The 17,343-nt window shown below is 73.0% G+C and carries 12 protein-coding genes; 6 read left to right on the top strand and 6 right to left on the bottom strand.

The features are described from left to right. Nucleotides 1-15 precede the first annotated feature (15 nt). From WME98_RS42495 to WME98_RS42480, 4 genes are all read right to left on the bottom strand, one after another. Nucleotides 16-2,127 (bottom strand): ATP-dependent DNA helicase, encoded by a 2,112-nt coding sequence (locus WME98_RS42495; protein ID WP_437947352.1) that lies wholly within the window; start codon nt 2,125-2,127, stop codon nt 16-18. A gap of 10 nt (nt 2,128-2,137) precedes the next feature. Next, nucleotides 2,138-2,563 carry a hypothetical protein gene (locus WME98_RS42490; protein ID WP_129575431.1) on the bottom strand — a complete coding sequence of 142 codons (426 nt, stop codon included), beginning with the start codon at nt 2,561-2,563 and terminating at the stop codon, nt 2,138-2,140. 127 nt (nt 2,564-2,690) lie between these two features. Continuing rightward, nucleotides 2,691-3,065: a PilZ domain-containing protein gene (locus WME98_RS42485; protein ID WP_437338223.1), complete on the bottom strand. Its 375-nt coding sequence runs from the start codon at nt 3,063-3,065 to the stop codon at nt 2,691-2,693. A gap of 87 nt (nt 3,066-3,152) precedes the next feature. Then, nucleotides 3,153-3,662, bottom strand: coding sequence for a hypothetical protein (locus WME98_RS42480; RefSeq protein ID WP_061622969.1), 510 nt, complete (start codon nt 3,660-3,662; stop codon nt 3,153-3,155). 130 nt (nt 3,663-3,792) lie between these two features. Between WME98_RS42480 and WME98_RS42475 the strand changes: the two genes are divergently transcribed. From WME98_RS42475 to WME98_RS42455, 5 genes are all read left to right on the top strand, one after another. After that, a complete protein-coding gene (locus WME98_RS42475) occupies nt 3,793-5,595 on the top strand; it encodes a peptidylprolyl isomerase (RefSeq protein WP_437947349.1) in 1,803 nt (600 codons plus the stop codon). Then, on the top strand, nt 5,592-6,887 hold the full coding sequence (locus WME98_RS42470; RefSeq protein ID WP_437947347.1) for a M16 family metallopeptidase: 1,296 nt from the start codon (nt 5,592-5,594) through the stop codon (nt 6,885-6,887). Before WME98_RS42475 ends, WME98_RS42470 begins: the two co-directional genes overlap by 4 nt. 314 nt (nt 6,888-7,201) lie before the next feature. After that, a complete protein-coding gene (locus WME98_RS42465) occupies nt 7,202-8,308 on the top strand; it encodes an ArsR/SmtB family transcription factor (protein WP_437947345.1) in 1,107 nt (368 codons plus the stop codon). Next, nucleotides 8,305-9,621: an adenosylhomocysteinase gene (gene ahcY, locus WME98_RS42460; RefSeq protein ID WP_437947343.1), complete on the top strand. Its 1,317-nt coding sequence runs from the start codon at nt 8,305-8,307 to the stop codon at nt 9,619-9,621. The genes WME98_RS42465 and ahcY overlap by 4 nt, the downstream gene beginning before the upstream one ends. Nucleotides 9,622-9,667: 46 nt before the next feature. Beyond that, nucleotides 9,668-11,740 carry a bifunctional aldolase/short-chain dehydrogenase gene (locus WME98_RS42455; RefSeq protein WP_437947342.1) on the top strand — a complete coding sequence of 691 codons (2,073 nt, stop codon included), beginning with the start codon at nt 9,668-9,670 and terminating at the stop codon, nt 11,738-11,740. Between the two features lie 19 nt (nt 11,741-11,759). Here WME98_RS42455 and WME98_RS42450 read toward each other — a convergent pair whose 3' ends face one another. Then, the gene (locus tag WME98_RS42450; protein ID WP_437947341.1) at nt 11,760-13,250 is read right to left on the bottom strand and encodes an MATE family efflux transporter; all 1,491 of its coding nucleotides are present in this window, start codon (nt 13,248-13,250) and stop codon (nt 11,760-11,762) included. A 66-nt stretch (nt 13,251-13,316) separates the two neighbouring features. Then, nucleotides 13,317-16,199, bottom strand: a complete 2,883-nt coding sequence (locus WME98_RS42445; protein ID WP_437947339.1) for a serine/threonine-protein kinase — start codon at nt 16,197-16,199, stop codon at nt 13,317-13,319. A 279-nt stretch (nt 16,200-16,478) separates the two neighbouring features. Here WME98_RS42445 and WME98_RS42440 point away from each other — a divergent pair, with 279 nt between their 5' ends. Continuing rightward, a complete protein-coding gene (locus WME98_RS42440; RefSeq protein ID WP_437947338.1) occupies nt 16,479-16,973 on the top strand; it encodes a hypothetical protein in 495 nt (164 codons plus the stop codon). Nucleotides 16,974-17,343 lie beyond the last annotated feature (370 nt).

Here is a 17,343-nt window from a genome sequence, read left to right as displayed (position 1 = left end):
GCCCCGCGGCGCGCGTCAGGGCGCCTCGCCCCGCCGGCGCTCCTCCGCTTCCGCGCGCTCCGCCCCCGCGCCTGCCGCCGCGGCGGCCCAGAACGCGCGCACGTCCTCGATGCGCTCGGTCCGGCGCGCGTCGGGCAAGCTGTCGAGCAGCACGCGGCCGTAGCCGCGCGTGCGGACCCGCCGATCCAGGATCGCGACGACGCCGCGGTCGGTCCGCGTGCGGATCAGCCGGCCGAACCCCTGCTTCAAGGTGATCGCGGCCTGCGGGACGCTGTAGGCGATGAACGGGTTGCCGCCGCTCTGCTCGATCGCCGCGCACCGGGCCGCGACGACGGGATCGGTCGGCACCGCGAACGGGAGCTTCTCGATGATCACGAGGCGCAGCGCCTCGCCAGGGACGTCCACGCCCTCCCAGAAGCTCATCGTCGCGACCAGCACGGCGTGCCGCTCGGCGCGGAAGCGGCGGAGCAGCGTGCCCTTGGGCGCGTCCCCCTGCACGAGCAGCGGCGCCTGCTGCCGCGGCGCGCCCCCGCCCGCCCGGGCCTCGGCCGAGGCGCGCGCGAGCCGGACGCGGAGCGCGGCGGCGAGCGCGTTCATCGCGCGGATCGAGGTGCAGAGGACGAACGCGCCGCCGCCCGTGATGCCGATGAGCTCGGCCATGCGATCGGCCGCGCGCTCGACGAACGCCGCGTCGGTCGCCTCGGGCAGATCGCGCGGCGTGTAGAGCAGCGCGGCGTTCGGGTAGTCGAAGGGCGACGGGACCGTGAGCTCGTCGATCGGCACGGGCACGTCCTCGTCGAGCCCCATCCGCGAGCGGAGGAAGCGGAACCCCGACCCGCCGGAGCCGCCCGTCGTGAGCGTGGCGCTCGTCAGCACGACGGCGCCGATCCGCTCGAAGACGTGCTCGCGCAGCATGTTCCCGAGATCGACCGGCGACGCGCCGAAGGAGACGCCGCGGCCGCGCACCTCGACCCACGTGACCTGGTTCGTCGCGGGGTCGACGATCCGCGCGGCGTCCTCCCGCAGCTGGGCCGCGCGGTTGCCGACGAGCTGCACCGCCTCGGCGATCGCGTTCGCGCTCGCGTACCCGGCGAGCGCCTCGAGGTGGTTGTCGAGCCGGTGGTAGGCCTCGAGCAGCTCGCCGGACCAGGCGTCCCTGGGGAGCGGCACGCGGGCGTCGCCGCGATCCCCGCCGCCCGCCGCGGGGCCGCCGAGCGCCGCGAGCCGATCGAAGAGGGCGTCCGCGGACTCGCGCACGACGGCCGTGATCGCCGTCCCCTCGCCCCGGCCGAGGATGCGGTCGGCGAGGCCCGACGCGATGAAGGCGCGGTCCGCGTCGCGCAGCATCGAGTCGACACGCGCCCGCGAGACCCGGACGCCGAAGAAGCTCGTCGCGATGTCCTCGAGCTGGTGCGCCTCGTCGAAGATGACCGCATCGTACGGCGGGAGCGCGCCCGCGCCGCCGAAGCCGCGGCGCGCCCCGGCGATCTTCAGCGCGAGGTCCGCGAAGAAGAGGTGGTGGTTGACGATGAGGAGGCGCGCCGCCTCGCTGTCGCGCTTCATTCGCGTGACGAAGCAGTCCTCGTAGTAGTCGCACGACGCGCCCAGCCGCGTCTCGCTGGACGACGCCACCTCCCGCCACACAGGATCCCCCTCGGCGAGGTACGCGAGCTCGGCGACGTCGCCCATCTCGGTCTCCTGCGCCCACGCCTCGATGAGCGGCAGCGAGCGCCCCGCCGCCCCGGCGCCCGCGCCGGGGCTGTGGCGGAGCTCGTTGAAGCGGCGCAGGCAGAGGTAGTTGCCGAGCCCCTTCACCAGCGCCGCGCGCGGATCCAGCCGGAGGTGCTCGGCGACGAGCGGCAGGTCCTTCGTGTAGATCTGGTCCTCGAGCGCCTTCGTCGCGGTCGAGACCACGACCTTGCGGCCGCTCAGGATCGCGGGGACGAGGTAGGCGAGCGTCTTGCCGGTCCCGGTGCCGGCCTCGCAGAGGAGGATGCGGTCCTCGGCGATCGCCCGCTCCACGGCGCTCGCCATCGCGAGCTGCCCCTCCCGGTCCTCGTACCCGGGGAGCCCGCGCGCGAACGGCCCGGAGGGCCCGAGCAGGCTCGCGGCTCGGTCGAAGGGCATCGTCTACCGCTTACCGCGGCAGGGCAGTCTTCTCCAGCGAGAGGGCGAACCCCACCTCGCTGACGGCGAGCTCGAGCGACGCCACGGGCTTCTCGAACAGGACCTCGCACCAGGTGTCGAGCGTCCGCTCGGCGTCGCCGGGGTCGCGGACGTGGCGGAGGGCGGCCTCGCCCTCGGTGTAGCCGCGCGCCACGGCGGGCTCGGCCATGCCGCGCGCCCGCTCGAAGAGGTGCTCGTCCGTCGCGCCCGGGAAATCGTTGCGCTGGGCGCGCACGACGAACCCGACTCGCAGCGGCTCGGCGCCCACGACGATGCCCGAATCCATGAGCAGGTTCTCCCGCACCCGCTCCGCGACCTGCACGGCGTCGCCCCGGGTACGGTAAACCTCGAATCCGGCTTGGAGCAGGGCCTTCTTTATCTCCGCGGGTGTCGGCATCTTCCGCTGGTTTCCGGCAACCCCCAGCTGTCAGCAGGAACATCCATCGCAAAATTGCGGGTGCCTCGTCAAGCTGACAGCGTTCACCAGGGTGTGGCGCTTTGGCGCGCCGGCGCGTTCGTGCCGCTCACGAGCGCGACCGTGACGACCGCGACGCCCCGGCGTCCAGCCCGCCGCCGCCCTCGGCGCCGTCGGGGCCATCCAGGAAGCACACCCCGACGATGGAGCCGTCCGGCTCGTCCTGCACCCACATGATCCGGCCGGGGCGCGGGGACCTGCCGTCGAGCCAGACCGTTAGCTCCGTACCGGGGTCGAGTGAATTTTCTATCACCACCCGGAGCCCGCCGACGCTCGCGTTGAGCGTCCAGCCGGAGACGGCGCGATCGCCGGTCTCGAGGCGGACCCGCTCGCTCAGCTCGCGGCGGGCGCTCCTGCGGCGGTTGGCCAGGAGCTCAGGAGGAATCTGGAGCGACGGGGGGGTGAGGGTTCTGCGTCGAATCACAGAAGAAAATTACAAGCACACGCCGTGCCCGAGGACAGAAAAGTCGGCGGAGGCTGACATTCAGCGTGGACGTGAGGGCGGGCTCGCTCAGTGAGCGTCGGCGTGGTCGGGCTTGTGGCCGGATCCGTCGCTCGGCTCCTCGAAGACGGAGACGGGCTCGAGCAGGGACAGCTGGTCGCGCTTGATGCCCACGCCCTTGTCGGAGAAGAAGAGGTCGTTCTCCTGGAGCCGCGAGCGCACGCGGGCGATGAAGAGGATAGGCATGCCCGCCTGCGTGTAACCGAGCTGCACCAGCGTGCCCTTCGGCCAGCTGCCGCCGTCGAACGAGAGCTCCTTGCGCAGCGTGTAGAACCCCTCGGCGGGGAGGCGCTGCAGCGTGTCCGCCCACGTCGTTCCGCGGAACGGGACCGCGGGGCCGTGGAAGTGCCAGCGGTTGTGCACGTTGTGATCGGGCGTCGTGACCGTCGGCAGACCGTTGTCCGAGTGGTTGTGGAAGGAGACGAGGATGCCGGCAGGCACCTTGTCTTCGTTTCCGGGGAGCGGCTTTGTCGTCAGGTAGAGGCCGCAATCAGGGAGGTGTGACTTCGAGCTTGCCATGGCCTGAGCCCCTAGCCCCGCTCTCGACCGCCGTCAAAGACACGCCGTCGACGTCGTGCTATGCCGCGCCTGGCCAAGGCGGGAGGCCGCTCGAGGAGCGAGCGGCGCACGCCCCGGGAGCGAGCCCTTCGTGAACAGACTGAGCCAAATCTTCGGCGCCGCCATCGTCATCGCGATCGCCGTCGTCTTCATCGTCCAGTTCCGCCCGAACACGGGCCCCGTGCAGTCGACCGCGAGCACCTGCGCCGTCGAGGTCCGAGGCAGCTGCATCTCCTCGGTCGAGTTCAACGCCTCGAAGAACCTGCTCGCGATGCGCAGCGTCGACGAAAACCGCCTCCGGGCGATGGGCTACCGGCGGCTCACGGCGGAGGGGCTCTACGAGCGGTGGCTGCTCAACGAGGACGCGAAGCGCCTCGGGATCACCGTTTCGGACGACGAGCTGACGTCCGAGCTCGTGGCCGGCAGGGTGCGTGTCTCGCTGCCGGCCGACAAGATCCGTCAGGTCGGTTATGCCCTCAATCTCCGGGAAGACCTCATTCGCTACCTGGACGTCCGCAACCGCCAGACCAAGAAGTTCGACAGCAAGCAGTACGAGAAGCAGATCCGGGCGATCACGAAGATGAGCCCGACCGATTTCCGCGACTACCAGCGGAAGGAGCTCGTCGCCGCGCGGATGCGCGATCTCATCCGCGCGCGCGTCCGGGTCGGCGAGAACGAGGCGTTCGAGCAGTTCTCGCGCGAGAAGTCGACGCGGACGCTCAGCTACGTGCGCTTCGACCGGCGCTTCTACGGCGACCTCGTCGTCGACAGGTCGGAGAAGGCGGTCCAGGCCTGGGCGGACGCCAACAAGGAAGAGCTCGACAAGGCGTGGGAGGGGCGCAAGGCGCAATATCTGCCCGAGTGCCGCGTCGCGCGGGACCTGATGGTCGAGGTGAAGCCCGCGGAGGCCGAGCAGGGGCCGGAGGCGGGCAAGGCGGCCGCGAAGGCGCGGATCGAGGCGGCGGTGCAGCGCCTCAAGAAGGGCGAGAGCTTCGCCGACGTGGCGCGCGGCGCGAGCGACGATCCGAGCGCGGCGCGCGGCGGCGAGCTCGGCTGCGTGACCAAGGGCCGGCTCAGCAAGCCCGTCGAGGACAAGCTCTTCGCGATGAAGGCGGGCGAGGTGTCGGACATCATCGAGACCGAGGACGGCTTCCACGTGATCAAGCTCGAGCAGATCGCGAAGGACGCCGACGCCGAGAAGATCGGCCGGCTGGAGACGGCGCGCGACCTCTACACGGCCCACGAGTCGGAGCGGCTCGCGGCCGAGGCCGCGAAGCAGGTGCTCGCCGCCGCCGCGGGCGGGAAGTCGCTGGACGACGCGCTCGCCGCGCACCTGGCCCAGCTCGCGCCCGCGAAGGACAAGGCCGGCGCCGGGGCGAAGGCGGGCGAGCAGCCCGCCGCCGCGAAGCAGGACGGGAGCAAGGACGAGGCGGCGAAGGAAGGCGGCCAGGCCGAGCCTGGCGAGGCGCGGCCGCCCTACACGATGGCGAACCACCCGAACCGGCCCACGGTCGAGACGAGCCTGCCGTTCAACGTGTCGGGCTCGCCGATCACGGACGCGAGGGACAGCACCGAGGCCGCGCGCATCGCCTTCCAGCTCGACAAGCCGGGCGACCTGCCCAAGGACGTCGTGGCGCTCGAGAACGGCTACGCCGTGATCCAGCTCAAGGAGAAGACGTCCGCGAGCCAGGAGCAGTGGGACAAGGATCGCGAGTTCTACACCGCCGCGATGCGCGCCGCGAAGCAGAACGACGCGCTCGTCGGGTACATCCGCCGGCTGAAGTCGACGATCGGCAGCGAGGTGAAGTACGACCAGAACCTCCTCAAGGAGTCCAAGCCGGCCGACGACGGCGCCGGCGAGCCGGCGCTCCCGATCGAGGACGAGGGGGAATGACGCCGCTCCCGCCGCGTGACGCGCGCGACATCGTCCTCTCGAACGGCCTCAAGGTCGTCCTCGTCCCGCAGCCGCACGTGCACCGGGCGGTCGCCTCGCTCTACCTGCGCGTCGGGTCGAGGTTCGAGACGCCGCAGACCAACGGGATCTCCCATTTCCTGGAGCACATGGTGTTCCGGGGGACGCCGACGCTGCCGTCGGCGCACGCGCAGGCGCTCGCCTTCGAGCGGCTCGGCGGGACGCTCTACGCGGCGACCCACGTCGACCACGGCGTGATGAGCATCTCGGTGCCGCCGGCGAACCTGGAGCCGGTGCTCGCCCTGCTCGGCGAGGTCGCCACCTCGCCCCGCTTCACCGCGATCGAGGTCGAGCGCGGCATCGTGCGCGAGGAGATCCTCGAGGACCTCGACGACGAGGGGCGCGACATCGACGCGGACAACAACGCGCGCGCCCTCATGTACGAGCGGCACCCGCTCGGGTTCACCATCACCGGCGGCATCGACGCGCTCGACCGCTTCGACGAGCCGATGCTGCGCGCCCACCACGCCCGGCACTACACGACGGCGAACGCGGTGCTCTGCCTCGCGGGGCGGATCGATCCCGACGCGTGCGCGCGGGCCGTCGAGCGGCACTTCGGCGCCATGCCGCGCGGCGAGCTGGTGCCGGCCTCGCCGCCGCCGAACGGCCAGAAGAAGCCGAGGTTCCGCTTCATCGAGAACCAGTCGAGCCAGACCGAGCTGCGGGTGGCGTTCCGGGGCGTGAGCGAGCGCGATCCGCGCGAGCCCGCCGTGGAGATGCTGCTCCGCGTCCTCGACGACGGCATGTCGACGCGGCTCTACGAGCGGATCTGCGACCGGCTCGGCCTCTGCTACGACGTGTCGGGGATGTTCGAGGCCTACGAGGACGACGGGGTCGTCGACATCGCCGCGGGCGTGCAGCACGACCGCGCGACCGTGGTGGTCCGGGAGATCTTCGCGCTGCTCCGCGAGCTCTCCGAGGTCGGCCCGCGCGAGGACGAGCTCGCCAAGGCGCGCGACCGCCACCTCTGGTCGGTGGAGGCGATGCTCGATGACGCCGAGGCGACCGCCGGCTTCCACGGGCTCGCCGCGCTCGCCGACATCACCCGCACCCCGGAGGCGCGGCACGAGGAGCTCGCCCGCGTCACGGTCGAGGACGTGCGCGACGCCGCGCGCGCGCTGTTCCGGCCGGAGCGCCTCACCGTGGTGGCCGTGGGCCTGCTCCGCTCCGCGGAAGAGGCGAAGCTGGAGAAGGCCGTCCGTTCGTTCGGCTGATCTCGCCAGAGCGCGAGCCCTTCGGCACACGAGCCCGTCGGCACGCGAGCCCGCCAGCGGCGACGGCGACCTGCCGAGAAAGCTGGAAATCAGAGAGCAAACGGGCGAGCTCGGTGGACGAGCATGCCCCATGGAAGAGCTCTCCTGTGTGGTCCCGCTGACGGCTGCTCGCGGAGCCAGGCCAGCGCCGCCGCCCGCGTCTGCGCGGCCGCGCGCCGCGCGCCGCTGCGGCGGCCTGCGTCGCCGCGGGCGCGCTCACGCCCGCGAACATAGTATTTGCATCTATGCGCATCGACGCATATACAGGATCCGTGGTGACGGCGACAGAGCTCCCTGCCCAGCCGATGGAGGCGGTCGCGCGCTGCGAGCTGTACCGGCTCCTCTCGGATCCGGTGCGGCTGCGGCTCCTCGGCCTGGCCGCGGCGGAGGAGCTGGCGGTCGGCGAGCTGGCCGAGCTGCTCCGCGAGGGCCAGCCGAAGATCTCGCGCCACGCGGCCGCGCTCCGCGAGGCGGGGATCCTGCTGGCCCGCCGTCAGGGGACGTGGACGCTGCTCCGCCTCGACCCGCGCGCCACGAGCGACCCCGTCGTCGACGACGCCGTGCGCGCGGGGCAGCGCGCGTGCGCGGCCGACGGGACGCTCGCGCGCGTCGAGGAGGTGCTCGCCGCGCGCGACGCCGAGACGCGCGAGTTCTTCGCGCGCGGCGGGCGCCCGTCGCGGTCGGGGCCGCCGTCCGAGCTCGCCGCCTACCTCGCCGCGCTCGCGCCGCTCCTCCCCCATCGCCGCCTGGCGATCGACGCGGGCACCGGCGACGGGGCGCTGCTCGAGGTGCTGTCCCCCGTCTTCGACCGCGTCGTCGCGCTCGACCGCGCGAGCGCCCAGCTGCAGCTCGCGGGCGAGCGCCTGCGGCGGCGCAGCCTCGAGAACGTCGAGCTCGTGTGCGGCGAGCTCGACGGGCCCGAGGTGCGCCGCGCCGTGGCCCGCGCGCTCGGCGTCGATCCGGCGGAGGCGGGCGAGGCCTTCGCCGGCGGCGCGGACGTGGTCTTCGCGGCCCGCGTGCTGCACCACGCGCCCCAGCCGGCGAGGGCGATGCGCGCCCTCGTCGAGCTCGCGCGGCCGGCCGCGCCCGGCCGCGGCGAGGACGGCGCGCACGCCCGCGGCGGCGCGGTGTGCGTGCTCGATTACGAGGCGCACCACGATCAGGCCCTGCGAGAGCAGGAGGCGGACATCTGGCTCGGCTTCTCGCCGGACGACCTCCGGCGCCTGGCCGAGGAGGCCGGGCTCTCCGGCGTCGAGATCCGGCGGCTGCCGTCCGCCTGGCAGGGCGAAGGTCCGGATCGACACCTCATTTGGCAGCTGCTCGTCGGCTGGCGCGACGCGCGCTCGAGCGCATTCACCGGAAAAGGCAAAGGGACACCATGACTGCTGAGAAGAAGCTCTCCTACAAGGTCGCCGACATCACGCTTGCAGACTGGGGTCGCAAGGAGATCCGCATCGCCGAGAAGGAGATGCCGGGCCTCATGGCGCTCCGGGCCGAGTACGGCCCCTCGCAGCCGCTCAAGGGCGCGCGCGTCGCCGGCTGCCTCCACATGACGATCCAGACCGCGGTGCTGATCGAGACGCTGATCGCCCTCGGCGCCGAGGTCACCTGGACGAGCTGCAACATCTACTCGACGCAGGACCACGCGGCGGCGGCGATCGCGGCGGCCGGCATCCCGGTCTTCGCCTGGAAGGGCGAGACCCTCGAGGAGTACGACTGGTGCATCGAGCAGCAGCTCTACGCCTTCAAGGGCGGCAAGGGCCCCAACATGATCCTCGATGACGGGGGCGATCTCACGATCATCGCCCACGAGAAGCACCCGGAGCTCTTCACCGGCAACGACCCGATCCGCGGGCTCTCGGAGGAGACGACGACGGGCGTGCACCGGCTCTACGAGATGCACCGCGCCGGCAAGCTGAAGGTGCCCGCGATCAACGTCAACGACTCGGTGACGAAGAGCAAGTTCGACAACCTCTACGGTTGCCGCGAGTCGCTGGGCGACGGGATCAAGCGGGCCACGGACGTGATGTTCGCCGGCAAGGTCGCCGTCGTCTGCGGCTACGGCGACGTCGGCAAGGGGTGCGCGCAGTCGCTGCGCGGCCTCGGGGCGCGCGTCATCATCACCGAGATCGACCCGATCTGCGCGCTGCAGGCCGCGATGGAGGGCTACGAGGTGAAGCGCCTCGAGACCGTCGCCCCGATCGGCGACATCTTCGTCACGGCGACCGGCTGCGCCGACGTCGTGCGCGCCGAGCACATGCTCGCGATGAAGGACGAGGCGATCCTCTGCAACATCGGCCACTTCGACTCGGAGATCCAGATCTCGTGGCTCGAGAAGAACCCCGAGATCAAGGAGGAGAACATCAAGCCGCAGGTCGACCACTTCATCTTCCCGGACGGCAAGCGGCTCATCGTCCTCGCGCGCGGCCGGCTCGTGAACCTCGGGTGCGCCACGGGCCACCCGTCGTTCGTGATGTCGACCTCGTTCTCCAACCAGGTCCTCGCGCAGATCGCCCTGTGGACGGAGAAGTATACGGTCGGCGTCCACCTCCTGCCGAAGCGGCTCGACGAGAAGGTCGCCGCGCTGCACCTGCCGAAGCTCGGGGTCGAGCTGACGCAGCTCACGCAGGAGCAGGCGAAATACCTGGGCGTCCCCGCCGAGGGCCCCTTCAAGGCCGAGAACTACCGCTACTGATCGGCGGGCTTCCGGCGCCTCCGCCGCTGGGGTAGGCGGCCGGTCGATGGATCCTCGCCACAGCAAGGACGAAGCCCAGCGCTACCTCGACACCTACGCCGCGTCCTGCGGCGAGGATCTCGCCCTCCGCGTCTACACCTCGCGCCTGCTCGGCGCCGATCCGTCGCTCGTGCTCCACGGCGGCGGGAACACGAGCGTCAAGAGCACGGCCGTCGACCTGCTCGGCGATCGCGTCGACGTGCTCTTCATCAAGGGCAGCGGGTGGGATCTCGCGACGATCGAGCCGCGCGGCTTCCCGGCGTGCCGCCTCGCGCCGCTCAAGCGCGCCTGCGAGCTCGAGGCGATGACCGATGAGCAGATGGTCGCGCTCCTGCGCGGCCAGATGCTGGATCCGTCGAGCCCGACGCCCTCGGTCGAGGCGCTGCTGCACGCGATCATCCCCGCGAAGTTCGTCGATCACACGCACGCGGACGCCGTGCTCTCGGTCATCGATCAGCCCGGCTCGGCCGAGATCGTGCGGGCGATCTACGGGGATGAGGCGCTGTTCGTGCCGTACGTCATGCCCGGGTTCGCGCTCGCCCGCCGCGTCGCCGAGCTCGTCCGGGGGCGCCTCGCGCAGGGCGGGCTCCCGCCTTTGATGATCCTCGACAAGCACGGCGTCTTCACGTGGGGCGAGGCGGCCGAGGAGAGCTACACGCGCATGATCGACGCCGTGACGCGCGCCGAGCGCTACATCGCCCAGCGCAGCGCGATCGTCTCGCACCCCACGGTCGCGGCGCCGGACCCGGACATCCGGGCCGCCATCGGGCCGGTGGTGCGCGGCGCGCTCGCCCGCGCCTCGGGCCGCCCCTGGGTCTCCACGCTCCGCACGGGCCTGCAGCTCATCGCGTTCTGCGAGCGCGACGACGTCGCCCGGGTCTCGCAGATCGGCTGCGCGACCCCGGACCACGTCATTCGCACCAAGGCGCGGCCGCTCGTCGTGAGCGGCTGCGACGTGACCGACACGGCGCGCCTCCGCGCGGCCGTCGAGCAGGGCATCGCGAAGTACGTGGCCGAGTACCACGAGTACTTCCGCCGCTCCTGCGCGGCGCGAGGCGTCGTCCGCGACGAGCTCGATCCGTTCCCGCGGGTGCTGCTCTTCCCCGGGGTGGGCGCGCTGTGCGTCGGCGGATCGCACGCCGAGGCGGAGATCGTCGCGGACGTCTACGAGCACACCGTCTCGGTGATCGAGGCCGCCGAGGCGCTCGGCGGGTACCAGCCGGTCCCGGAGCTCGATCTCTTCGACATGGAGTACTGGAGCCTCGAGCAGGCGAAGCTGAAGCTCGGGGCGGCGCAGCGGGGCCCGCTCGATCGGCGGATCGCGCTCGTGACGGGCGCCGCCTCGGGGATCGGCCACGCGACCGCGGCGGCGTTCCTCGCGGCCGGGGCGCACGTGGCGCTGGCCGATCGCGACGAGGAGCCGCTCGAGAAGGCCGCCGCCGAGCTCGGGGCGCGCCACCGCGGCCGCTGCCTGAAGGTCGCCTGCGACGTGCGCAGCGAGGCGAGCGTAAACCGGGCGTTCGCGCAGGCCGCGGCGCACTTCGGCGGCGTCGATGTCGTCGTGTCGAACGCCGGCCGCGCGTTCTCCGGGCCGATCCACACGTCGGAGGGGCACGAGGCGCTTTGCGCATCGCTCGAGCTGAACCTGCTCGGCCACCAGAACGTCGCCCGCGCGGCGGCGCGGGTGCTCCTCGCCCAGGACTCGGGCGGCGCGCTCCTGTTCAACGCGTCGAAGAGCGCGTTCAACCAGGGGGCCGACTTCGGCCCGTACGCCGTCGCCAAGGCGGCGCTCGTCTCGCTCATGCGCCAGTACGCCGTCGATCTCGGCCGCCACGGCGTCCGGGCCAACGCCGTCAACGCCGACCGCATCCGGACCGCGCTGTTCGGCGCGGGCCTGCTGGAGGCGCGCGCCCGCGCCCGCAACGTCTCGGTCGACGACTACTTCCGCGACAACCTGCTCCGGCGCGAGACCACCGCGGCCGACGTGGCGCAGGCCTTCCTGTACCTCGCCACCGCCGAGGCCACGACGGGCTGCGTCGTGACCGTCGACGGCGGGAACTCCGCGGCGTTCCCCCGCTGAGCGCGGGTCAGCCCCCTGGTTACGGGGCGCCCGGGCCGCCGCCCGCGCCGAGCGGGCGCTGGGGGTCGAGCCGGATCTTCTTCCAGTCCCCGGAGCGGAACTTCCACACCATCGTCGCGGCGAGGAGGACGACGTAGATGACGCCGGCCGCCCAGATGCCCATCAGGCCGAAGCCGAGCGTGATGCCGAGCAGCCACGCGAGCGGGACGAGGCAGGTGAAGTGGAGGATGAGCTCCACCACCATCACGAACACCGTGTTGCCCGCGCCGAAGAGCGCCTGCGTCAGGATCATGCCGACCGCGACGAGCGGCGTGGCGATGCCCATCACCTGGAGCGGCCGGAGCGCCGCGGCCTGGACGAGCTCGCTGCTGCTGGCGAACGCGAGGATCTGCGGGGCGAAGATCGCCTCGAGCAGGCCCACGACCCCGAAGATCGCGAGCCCCAGGCGGACGCTCACCCAGCCGAAGCGCGCGGCCTTGTCGCCGTCCCGCTCGCCGAGCGACTGCGCCACCAGGGTCGCCGTCGACGTGCCGAAGGCCAGGCAGGCGGTGAACGTGAGCTTCAGGATGCCGACGATCACCGTGGTGGCCGCGCCGTAGACCGGCTCCGCGCGGCCGCCCGGGCAGAGCGGCGAGACCACGCCCGCCGGCGCGACCTGATCGAGCTTGCTGGCGATCGCGTAGAACAGGCCGAAGCCGGTCATGATGGCGACGGTGGCGACGGCGCTCGGGATCGACAGCTTGAGGATGGACCAGGTGAGCGGGGCCGAGAGCTTGCTCGAGACGAACGGCCGGTAGACGCTCCGGTACTGCGGCAGGAGCGCGTACGCGAGCATGATCGCGAGGCCGACGTAGGTCGAGATGAAGCCCGCCATGCCCGCCCCGGCGATGCCGTACTTCGGGATGCCGAGCGAGGCGTTGCCGAAGATGAGCAGGAGGCAGAGCACGATGTTCAGCGCGTTCATCGCGACGGCCGAGACGAGGTGGATGTGCGTCTTGCCGATCCCGTCGAAGAACGCCTTCAGGGCGAACGTCGCCGCCATCGACGTCACCCCGAGCAGGCGCCAGCCGAGGTAGTCGAGCGCCGCCTGCCGCGCGTCCGGCACCTTGATGATGACCGACAGGATGTACGGCATCGTCAGGTACCCGAGCGCGGAGAACGCGACGCCGGCGACGAGCGCGAAGAACAGGGCGTTCGCGAGGACCGCGCCCGCGTCCTCGGGGCGCCGCTCGGCGAAGCGGCGCGCGGTGAACGCCTGCGTGCCGACCGAGATCGCGCTGAGCGAGCCGCCGAACAGCCAGAGCACGATCAGCGACGGCAGGAGCGCCGCTTGCGCGTTCGACGACTCGGGGCACGGCAGGTGCGCGAAGAAGACGATGTCGACCTCGTTGACGATGCTCTGGGTGAGCATCGCCGCCACGGTCGGCAGCGCGAGCCGCAGGATGGCGCGATGGGGTGGGCCCGAGGTAACGGCGTTCGAGCCCGGCGCGGACAGGGAAATCTGAGCCATCGCAGGCTGCGCGGTATACAACGCGGCAGCGTGCGCGCGAGAGAAATGCGCCGCGTGCGGCGCAGCTTACTCAGCCTTGGCGACCCGGGACCGCCGCTTGTGACGGCGCCGCTTCGCCTCGGTGTGATCCTCGTGCCCGTTGCCCTCTTTCTCTGCCGTGTCGGCGTCGCCGCGGGCGGGCGTCGACGCCGCCGGCTCGCGGGCCGAGGACGAGGACGATCGCTCGCGCGCCTTCGTCTCGCGCTTCGCGACCTCGCGCGAGGCGCGATCCGCCGGGCCGCGCGCCGCGGGCTTGTCGGCCTTCGGCGCCGCGCCGCGCGCCGCCACCGCCTGGCTGCGCGGGGCGGCCTCGCTCCTCGCGGGCGGCTTCGCGGCGTCGGCCTTCGCGACGGCGGGCGGCGCGGGCGGCGCGGCCCCGGCGCGGGGCGCGGCCGCATCGGACGCGGCGGGCAGGGCGGCGAGGGCTCGCGGGGCATCGGTCCCCTGCCCCGCGCCCGGCGCCGGCGCGCCGGCCGCAGCGGGACCGGCCGCAGCGGCGGCGACCGCGGGCGCGCCGGCGGCCTGCGCCGGCGCGGCGGCCGCGAGGGCCTGCGCGGCTGCGACGCTGGGCGGCGCCGCCGCGCCGGTGGAAGGCGCCTCCGCGGCCCCGGACGGCGCCTCCGCGGCCCCGGACGGCGCGCCGGCGGACGGCGCGTCGACGGCCTCGACGCCGGGCGCAGCGGCCTGAGCCGCCTCCCCCGGCGGCGGGGCCGCCTCGCGCCCGACGTCGAGCAGCGCTGCGGCGGCGGGGACGCGCGCCGCGATCTCGCGCCCCTTGCCCACGACGACCGCGCCCGCGAGCGCCATCACGGCGGCCACGGCCGCGAACCCGACCGCGCGGCGCCGGGCGCGCGCGCGCCCGGGCGCGCCGAGCGCCCTCAGGATGGCCTGACGCATCTCGACGGCGCTCTGGAAGCGGACGCTCGGATGGCGGGCCAGCGCGCGCATCACCAGCTCGTCGACGAACGGCGGGATCTGCCGCGCCGGGGCGCGCTCGCGGAGGCGCTCGGGGCTGCCCTTGATCTTCGCGTCGAGCAGCGCGACGAGGCTCGGCTCGACGAACGGCAGGCGCCCCGTGAGCATCTCGTAGAGGACGCAGCCGAGCGCGTAGAGATCCGCGCGCCCGTCGATGCGCCCCGACGCCGCCTGCTCGGGCGCCATGTACTCGGGCGTCCCCACGATCGCGACCGCGGCCCGGGCCGGCCCCTCCCCCGCGCCGGTCGCGTCCGCGACGCCGTCGCCCTCGCCGCGGTCGTCGGCCAGGCACTTCGCGAGCCCGAAATCGAGCAGCTTCAGGCCGGCCTCGGCGATGGAGGGCGAGGCCTCGGCGCCGCTCGGGCGCGTCAAGAACAGGTTCTCGGGCTTGATGTCCCGGTGCACGAGGCCCTCGGCGTGCGCGAGCTCGAGCGCGCTCAGCACCTTGATCGCCATGGTGAGCGCGTCCCGCCAGTCGATCGCGGCCCCGCGGGCGAGCACGGCGTCGAGCGTCTCGCCCTCGAGCAGGTCCATGCCGCAGAACAGGCGGCCATCCGCGGCCATGCCGAAGTCGTGGACCTTCACGAGGTGCTCGTGGGAGAGGCGCGAGAGGACGCGCGCCTCGCGGCGGAAGCGGTTCGCGACCGCGTCCGCCGCGGAGTGCTCGGCGGAGACGACCTTGAGCGCCACGCGGCGCCCGAGGTCGACGTGCTCCGCCTCGTAGACGGTGCTGCTCGCGCCGGTGCCGATCTCGCGCAGCAGCCGGTAGCGCGTGCCGGGCAGCATGCCCTCGTCGCCGCGCTCGGCCGAGGCCATCGCCTCGGCGCGGGGGCTCACCGGCGTGACGGCCGCGGCGCGGTGCGCCTTCGCGGCGGCGACGAGGGCCGCGAACTCGCCGCGCGAGCGCCCCGGCTCGCCCGGGAAGAGCCGCTGCATCAGGTGCGCGGCCCGCGCGCGCACGCCGCGCTCGCCGCCCGGCAGCGCGGCCGCCGCGCCGAGGAGCGCGGCGAGGCCGCGCGCGGCGGCGCGGCTCGACGGGTACCGGGCATCCCGGTCGAAGGCCGTGAGCCGCGCGATCGCGGCGTCGAGCGACGGCGGCGCCCCCAGCGAGAGGGCGATCGGCGGCGGATCGTTCTGGTTGCGCGCGACCGCGGCCATGTGCGTCTGCGCGTCGCCCTGGAGGAAGCGGCGCCCCGCGCACAGCTCCCAGAGCATGATCCCGAGCGCGTAGAGGTCGACCCGCGCGTCGCCCGGGTCGCCGTTCGCGACCTCCGGCGCGACGTAGCCCGGCTTCGCGAACACGACGCCCGCGACCGTGTGGCAGCGCCGGTTCTGTCCGCGGGCGGTCCCGAAGTCGATGATCTTCACGTCGCCGGAGAAGCCGAGCATCACGTTCTGGGGCGACAGGTCGCGGTGGACGATGCCGAGCGCGGCGCCCGACGGGTCCTTGCGCTCGTGCACGTGGGCGAGCGCCTCGGCGATCATCGTCGCGATCGCGACCGCCTCCGCCCAGTCGAAGCGGTGCCCGAGCTGCACCGCGCGCGCCCGGACCTCGCCGAGGCTCCGGCCCTCGACGTGCTCGACGACCGCGTACGGCTCCCCGGTCGCCGGGTCGACGTCCGCCTCGATGACCTGCGCGACGCCGGAATGCTGGAGCTGCGCCTGCACCCGCGCCTCGTCCAGGAAGCGGGCGATGTAGCTCGGATCCGACGCGTGCTCGCGGCGGATGATCTTCACGACCACGGGGCGCTCGGCCCCCTCGAGGCCGGTCGTGGAGGCGAGGAACACCTCGCCCATGCCTCCCCGAGCGATGCGCCGCAGGAGCACGTAGCGGCCGAGCGGCCGGGGAACATCGTCCGCAGCGAAGCCGCTCTTGTTGGGCTCATGCGAGGGCGGAAGAACCGGGCGGGGCACGGTCGCGGAGGAGTTCGCCATGAACCGAACCTATCGGATGTAGGACAAGGTGGGCCAACTTCGCGCCGGAGCGTCGAAACGGGCCGCGCTCCCGCGGCGCCGCCGCCGGGCCACACCATTTCGACACAGGGGCTCTCCAGGTTATCCACAGGGTTATCCACACCCTGTCGACAAGTCGCGGCCCCGGGCGATCGTGCTGAGCGGCGGCGGGATCCGTCCAGGAGGGCCCAGGAACCACCGCATTCTCCTGGAGCCCGGGCCATTGCTCTCCTCTCGGGCCTCGGCTACTCCTTGGCAGGGATGTCGCGACACGCCGCCCAGCGCCTGATGACCTTGCTGACGTTCGCGTTGGCGCTGGTCCTGCCGCTGCGAGCGCGCGCCGCGATCGTTCCGGTCTGCGAAGAGGACCGGATGACGATCGTCGCGCCGCCGGACGAGCCGTCGTGCACCGTCCTGACGAGCGTCGATGACGAGACGGGCGAGACGAGGGCCGCGCCCATCTGCGATCCGCGCGGCGCTTCCTCGGTCGCGCCGCCGCGCACGCTGCCGATGACCGACGACCGGATCGACGCGGCCCCTGGATGCGACAGGGGCGAGCTCTGGCCGAGGGTCGGGCCGAACTCGGGTCACCCCAGCCCTGTGAGCGAGCTCTCCAGCCCGCCGCAGCAGGCGGTGCTCGTTCCGGAGCTCGTCCTGCCTGCCCCGTGCGCGCCCGTGGAGGCCTTCTCGTTCCTCGCGAGCTCCGGCGGGCCGCGCGCCGGCGTGGCGCAGGGCGTCTACCACCCGCCTCGATGAGGCGAGCTCGCCGGCCAGGCCGCCCCCGATCGCGCCGCGTGGTCTCTCGAGCCCGCTGCGGGCGATTCGCGCCGGTCTTGCCGCGAGATCCGGAGCGTTTGCCGGTCTGATCCGAGCCCGCTAGGCGCTCGTCCGGGCCCACGTCGCGCAGGCTCGCCCTCTCGAGGGCGGCGCGCCTCGCGCGACGGAGGCCGGGCGCTGGCGCCGGCGTGACCGGTCCAGAGCGGTCCCGGCGCTCCGCCGGGGGCTGCTGCCGCGCCGCGCGGCGGCGGCTCCTTCGGCCCAGGGTGGCTCGCCGCCCTGGGAGCTCACGATTGGCGATCTTGTCGCGAGCGCGCACCTGGTGTCGCGCCCGCGTTGAAGGAGGGGC

Source organism: Sorangium sp. So ce296, from assembly GCF_051529605.1.
Taxonomy (GTDB): domain Bacteria; phylum Myxococcota_A; class Polyangia; order Polyangiales; family Polyangiaceae; genus Sorangium; species Sorangium cellulosum_D.
The sequence above is the reverse complement of the archived record's forward strand: the minus strand, read 5'-3'. Positions and strand labels throughout refer to the sequence as shown.

Bases quoted from the DNA above. Each gene is read 5' to 3' on its own strand.
- WME98_RS42440 (WP_437947338.1), top strand. From the start codon at position 16,479: ATGTCGCGACACGCCGCCCAGCGCCTGATGACCTTGCTGACGTTCGCG.
- WME98_RS42445 (WP_437947339.1), bottom strand. From the start codon at position 16,199: ATGGCGAACTCCTCCGCGACCGTGCCCCGCCCGGTTCTTCCGCCCTCG.
- WME98_RS42495 (WP_437947352.1), bottom strand. From the start codon at position 2,127: ATGCCCTTCGACCGAGCCGCGAGCCTGCTCGGGCCCTCCGGGCCGTTC.
- ahcY (WP_437947343.1), top strand. From the start codon at position 8,305: ATGACTGCTGAGAAGAAGCTCTCCTACAAGGTCGCCGACATCACGCTT.
- WME98_RS42455 (WP_437947342.1), top strand. From the start codon at position 9,668: ATGGATCCTCGCCACAGCAAGGACGAAGCCCAGCGCTACCTCGACACC.
- WME98_RS42450 (WP_437947341.1), bottom strand. From the start codon at position 13,250: ATGGCTCAGATTTCCCTGTCCGCGCCGGGCTCGAACGCCGTTACCTCG.
- WME98_RS42480 (WP_061622969.1), bottom strand. From the start codon at position 3,662: ATGGCAAGCTCGAAGTCACACCTCCCTGATTGCGGCCTCTACCTGACG.
- WME98_RS42470 (WP_437947347.1), top strand. From the start codon at position 5,592: ATGACGCCGCTCCCGCCGCGTGACGCGCGCGACATCGTCCTCTCGAAC.
- WME98_RS42490 (WP_129575431.1), bottom strand. From the start codon at position 2,563: ATGCCGACACCCGCGGAGATAAAGAAGGCCCTGCTCCAAGCCGGATTC.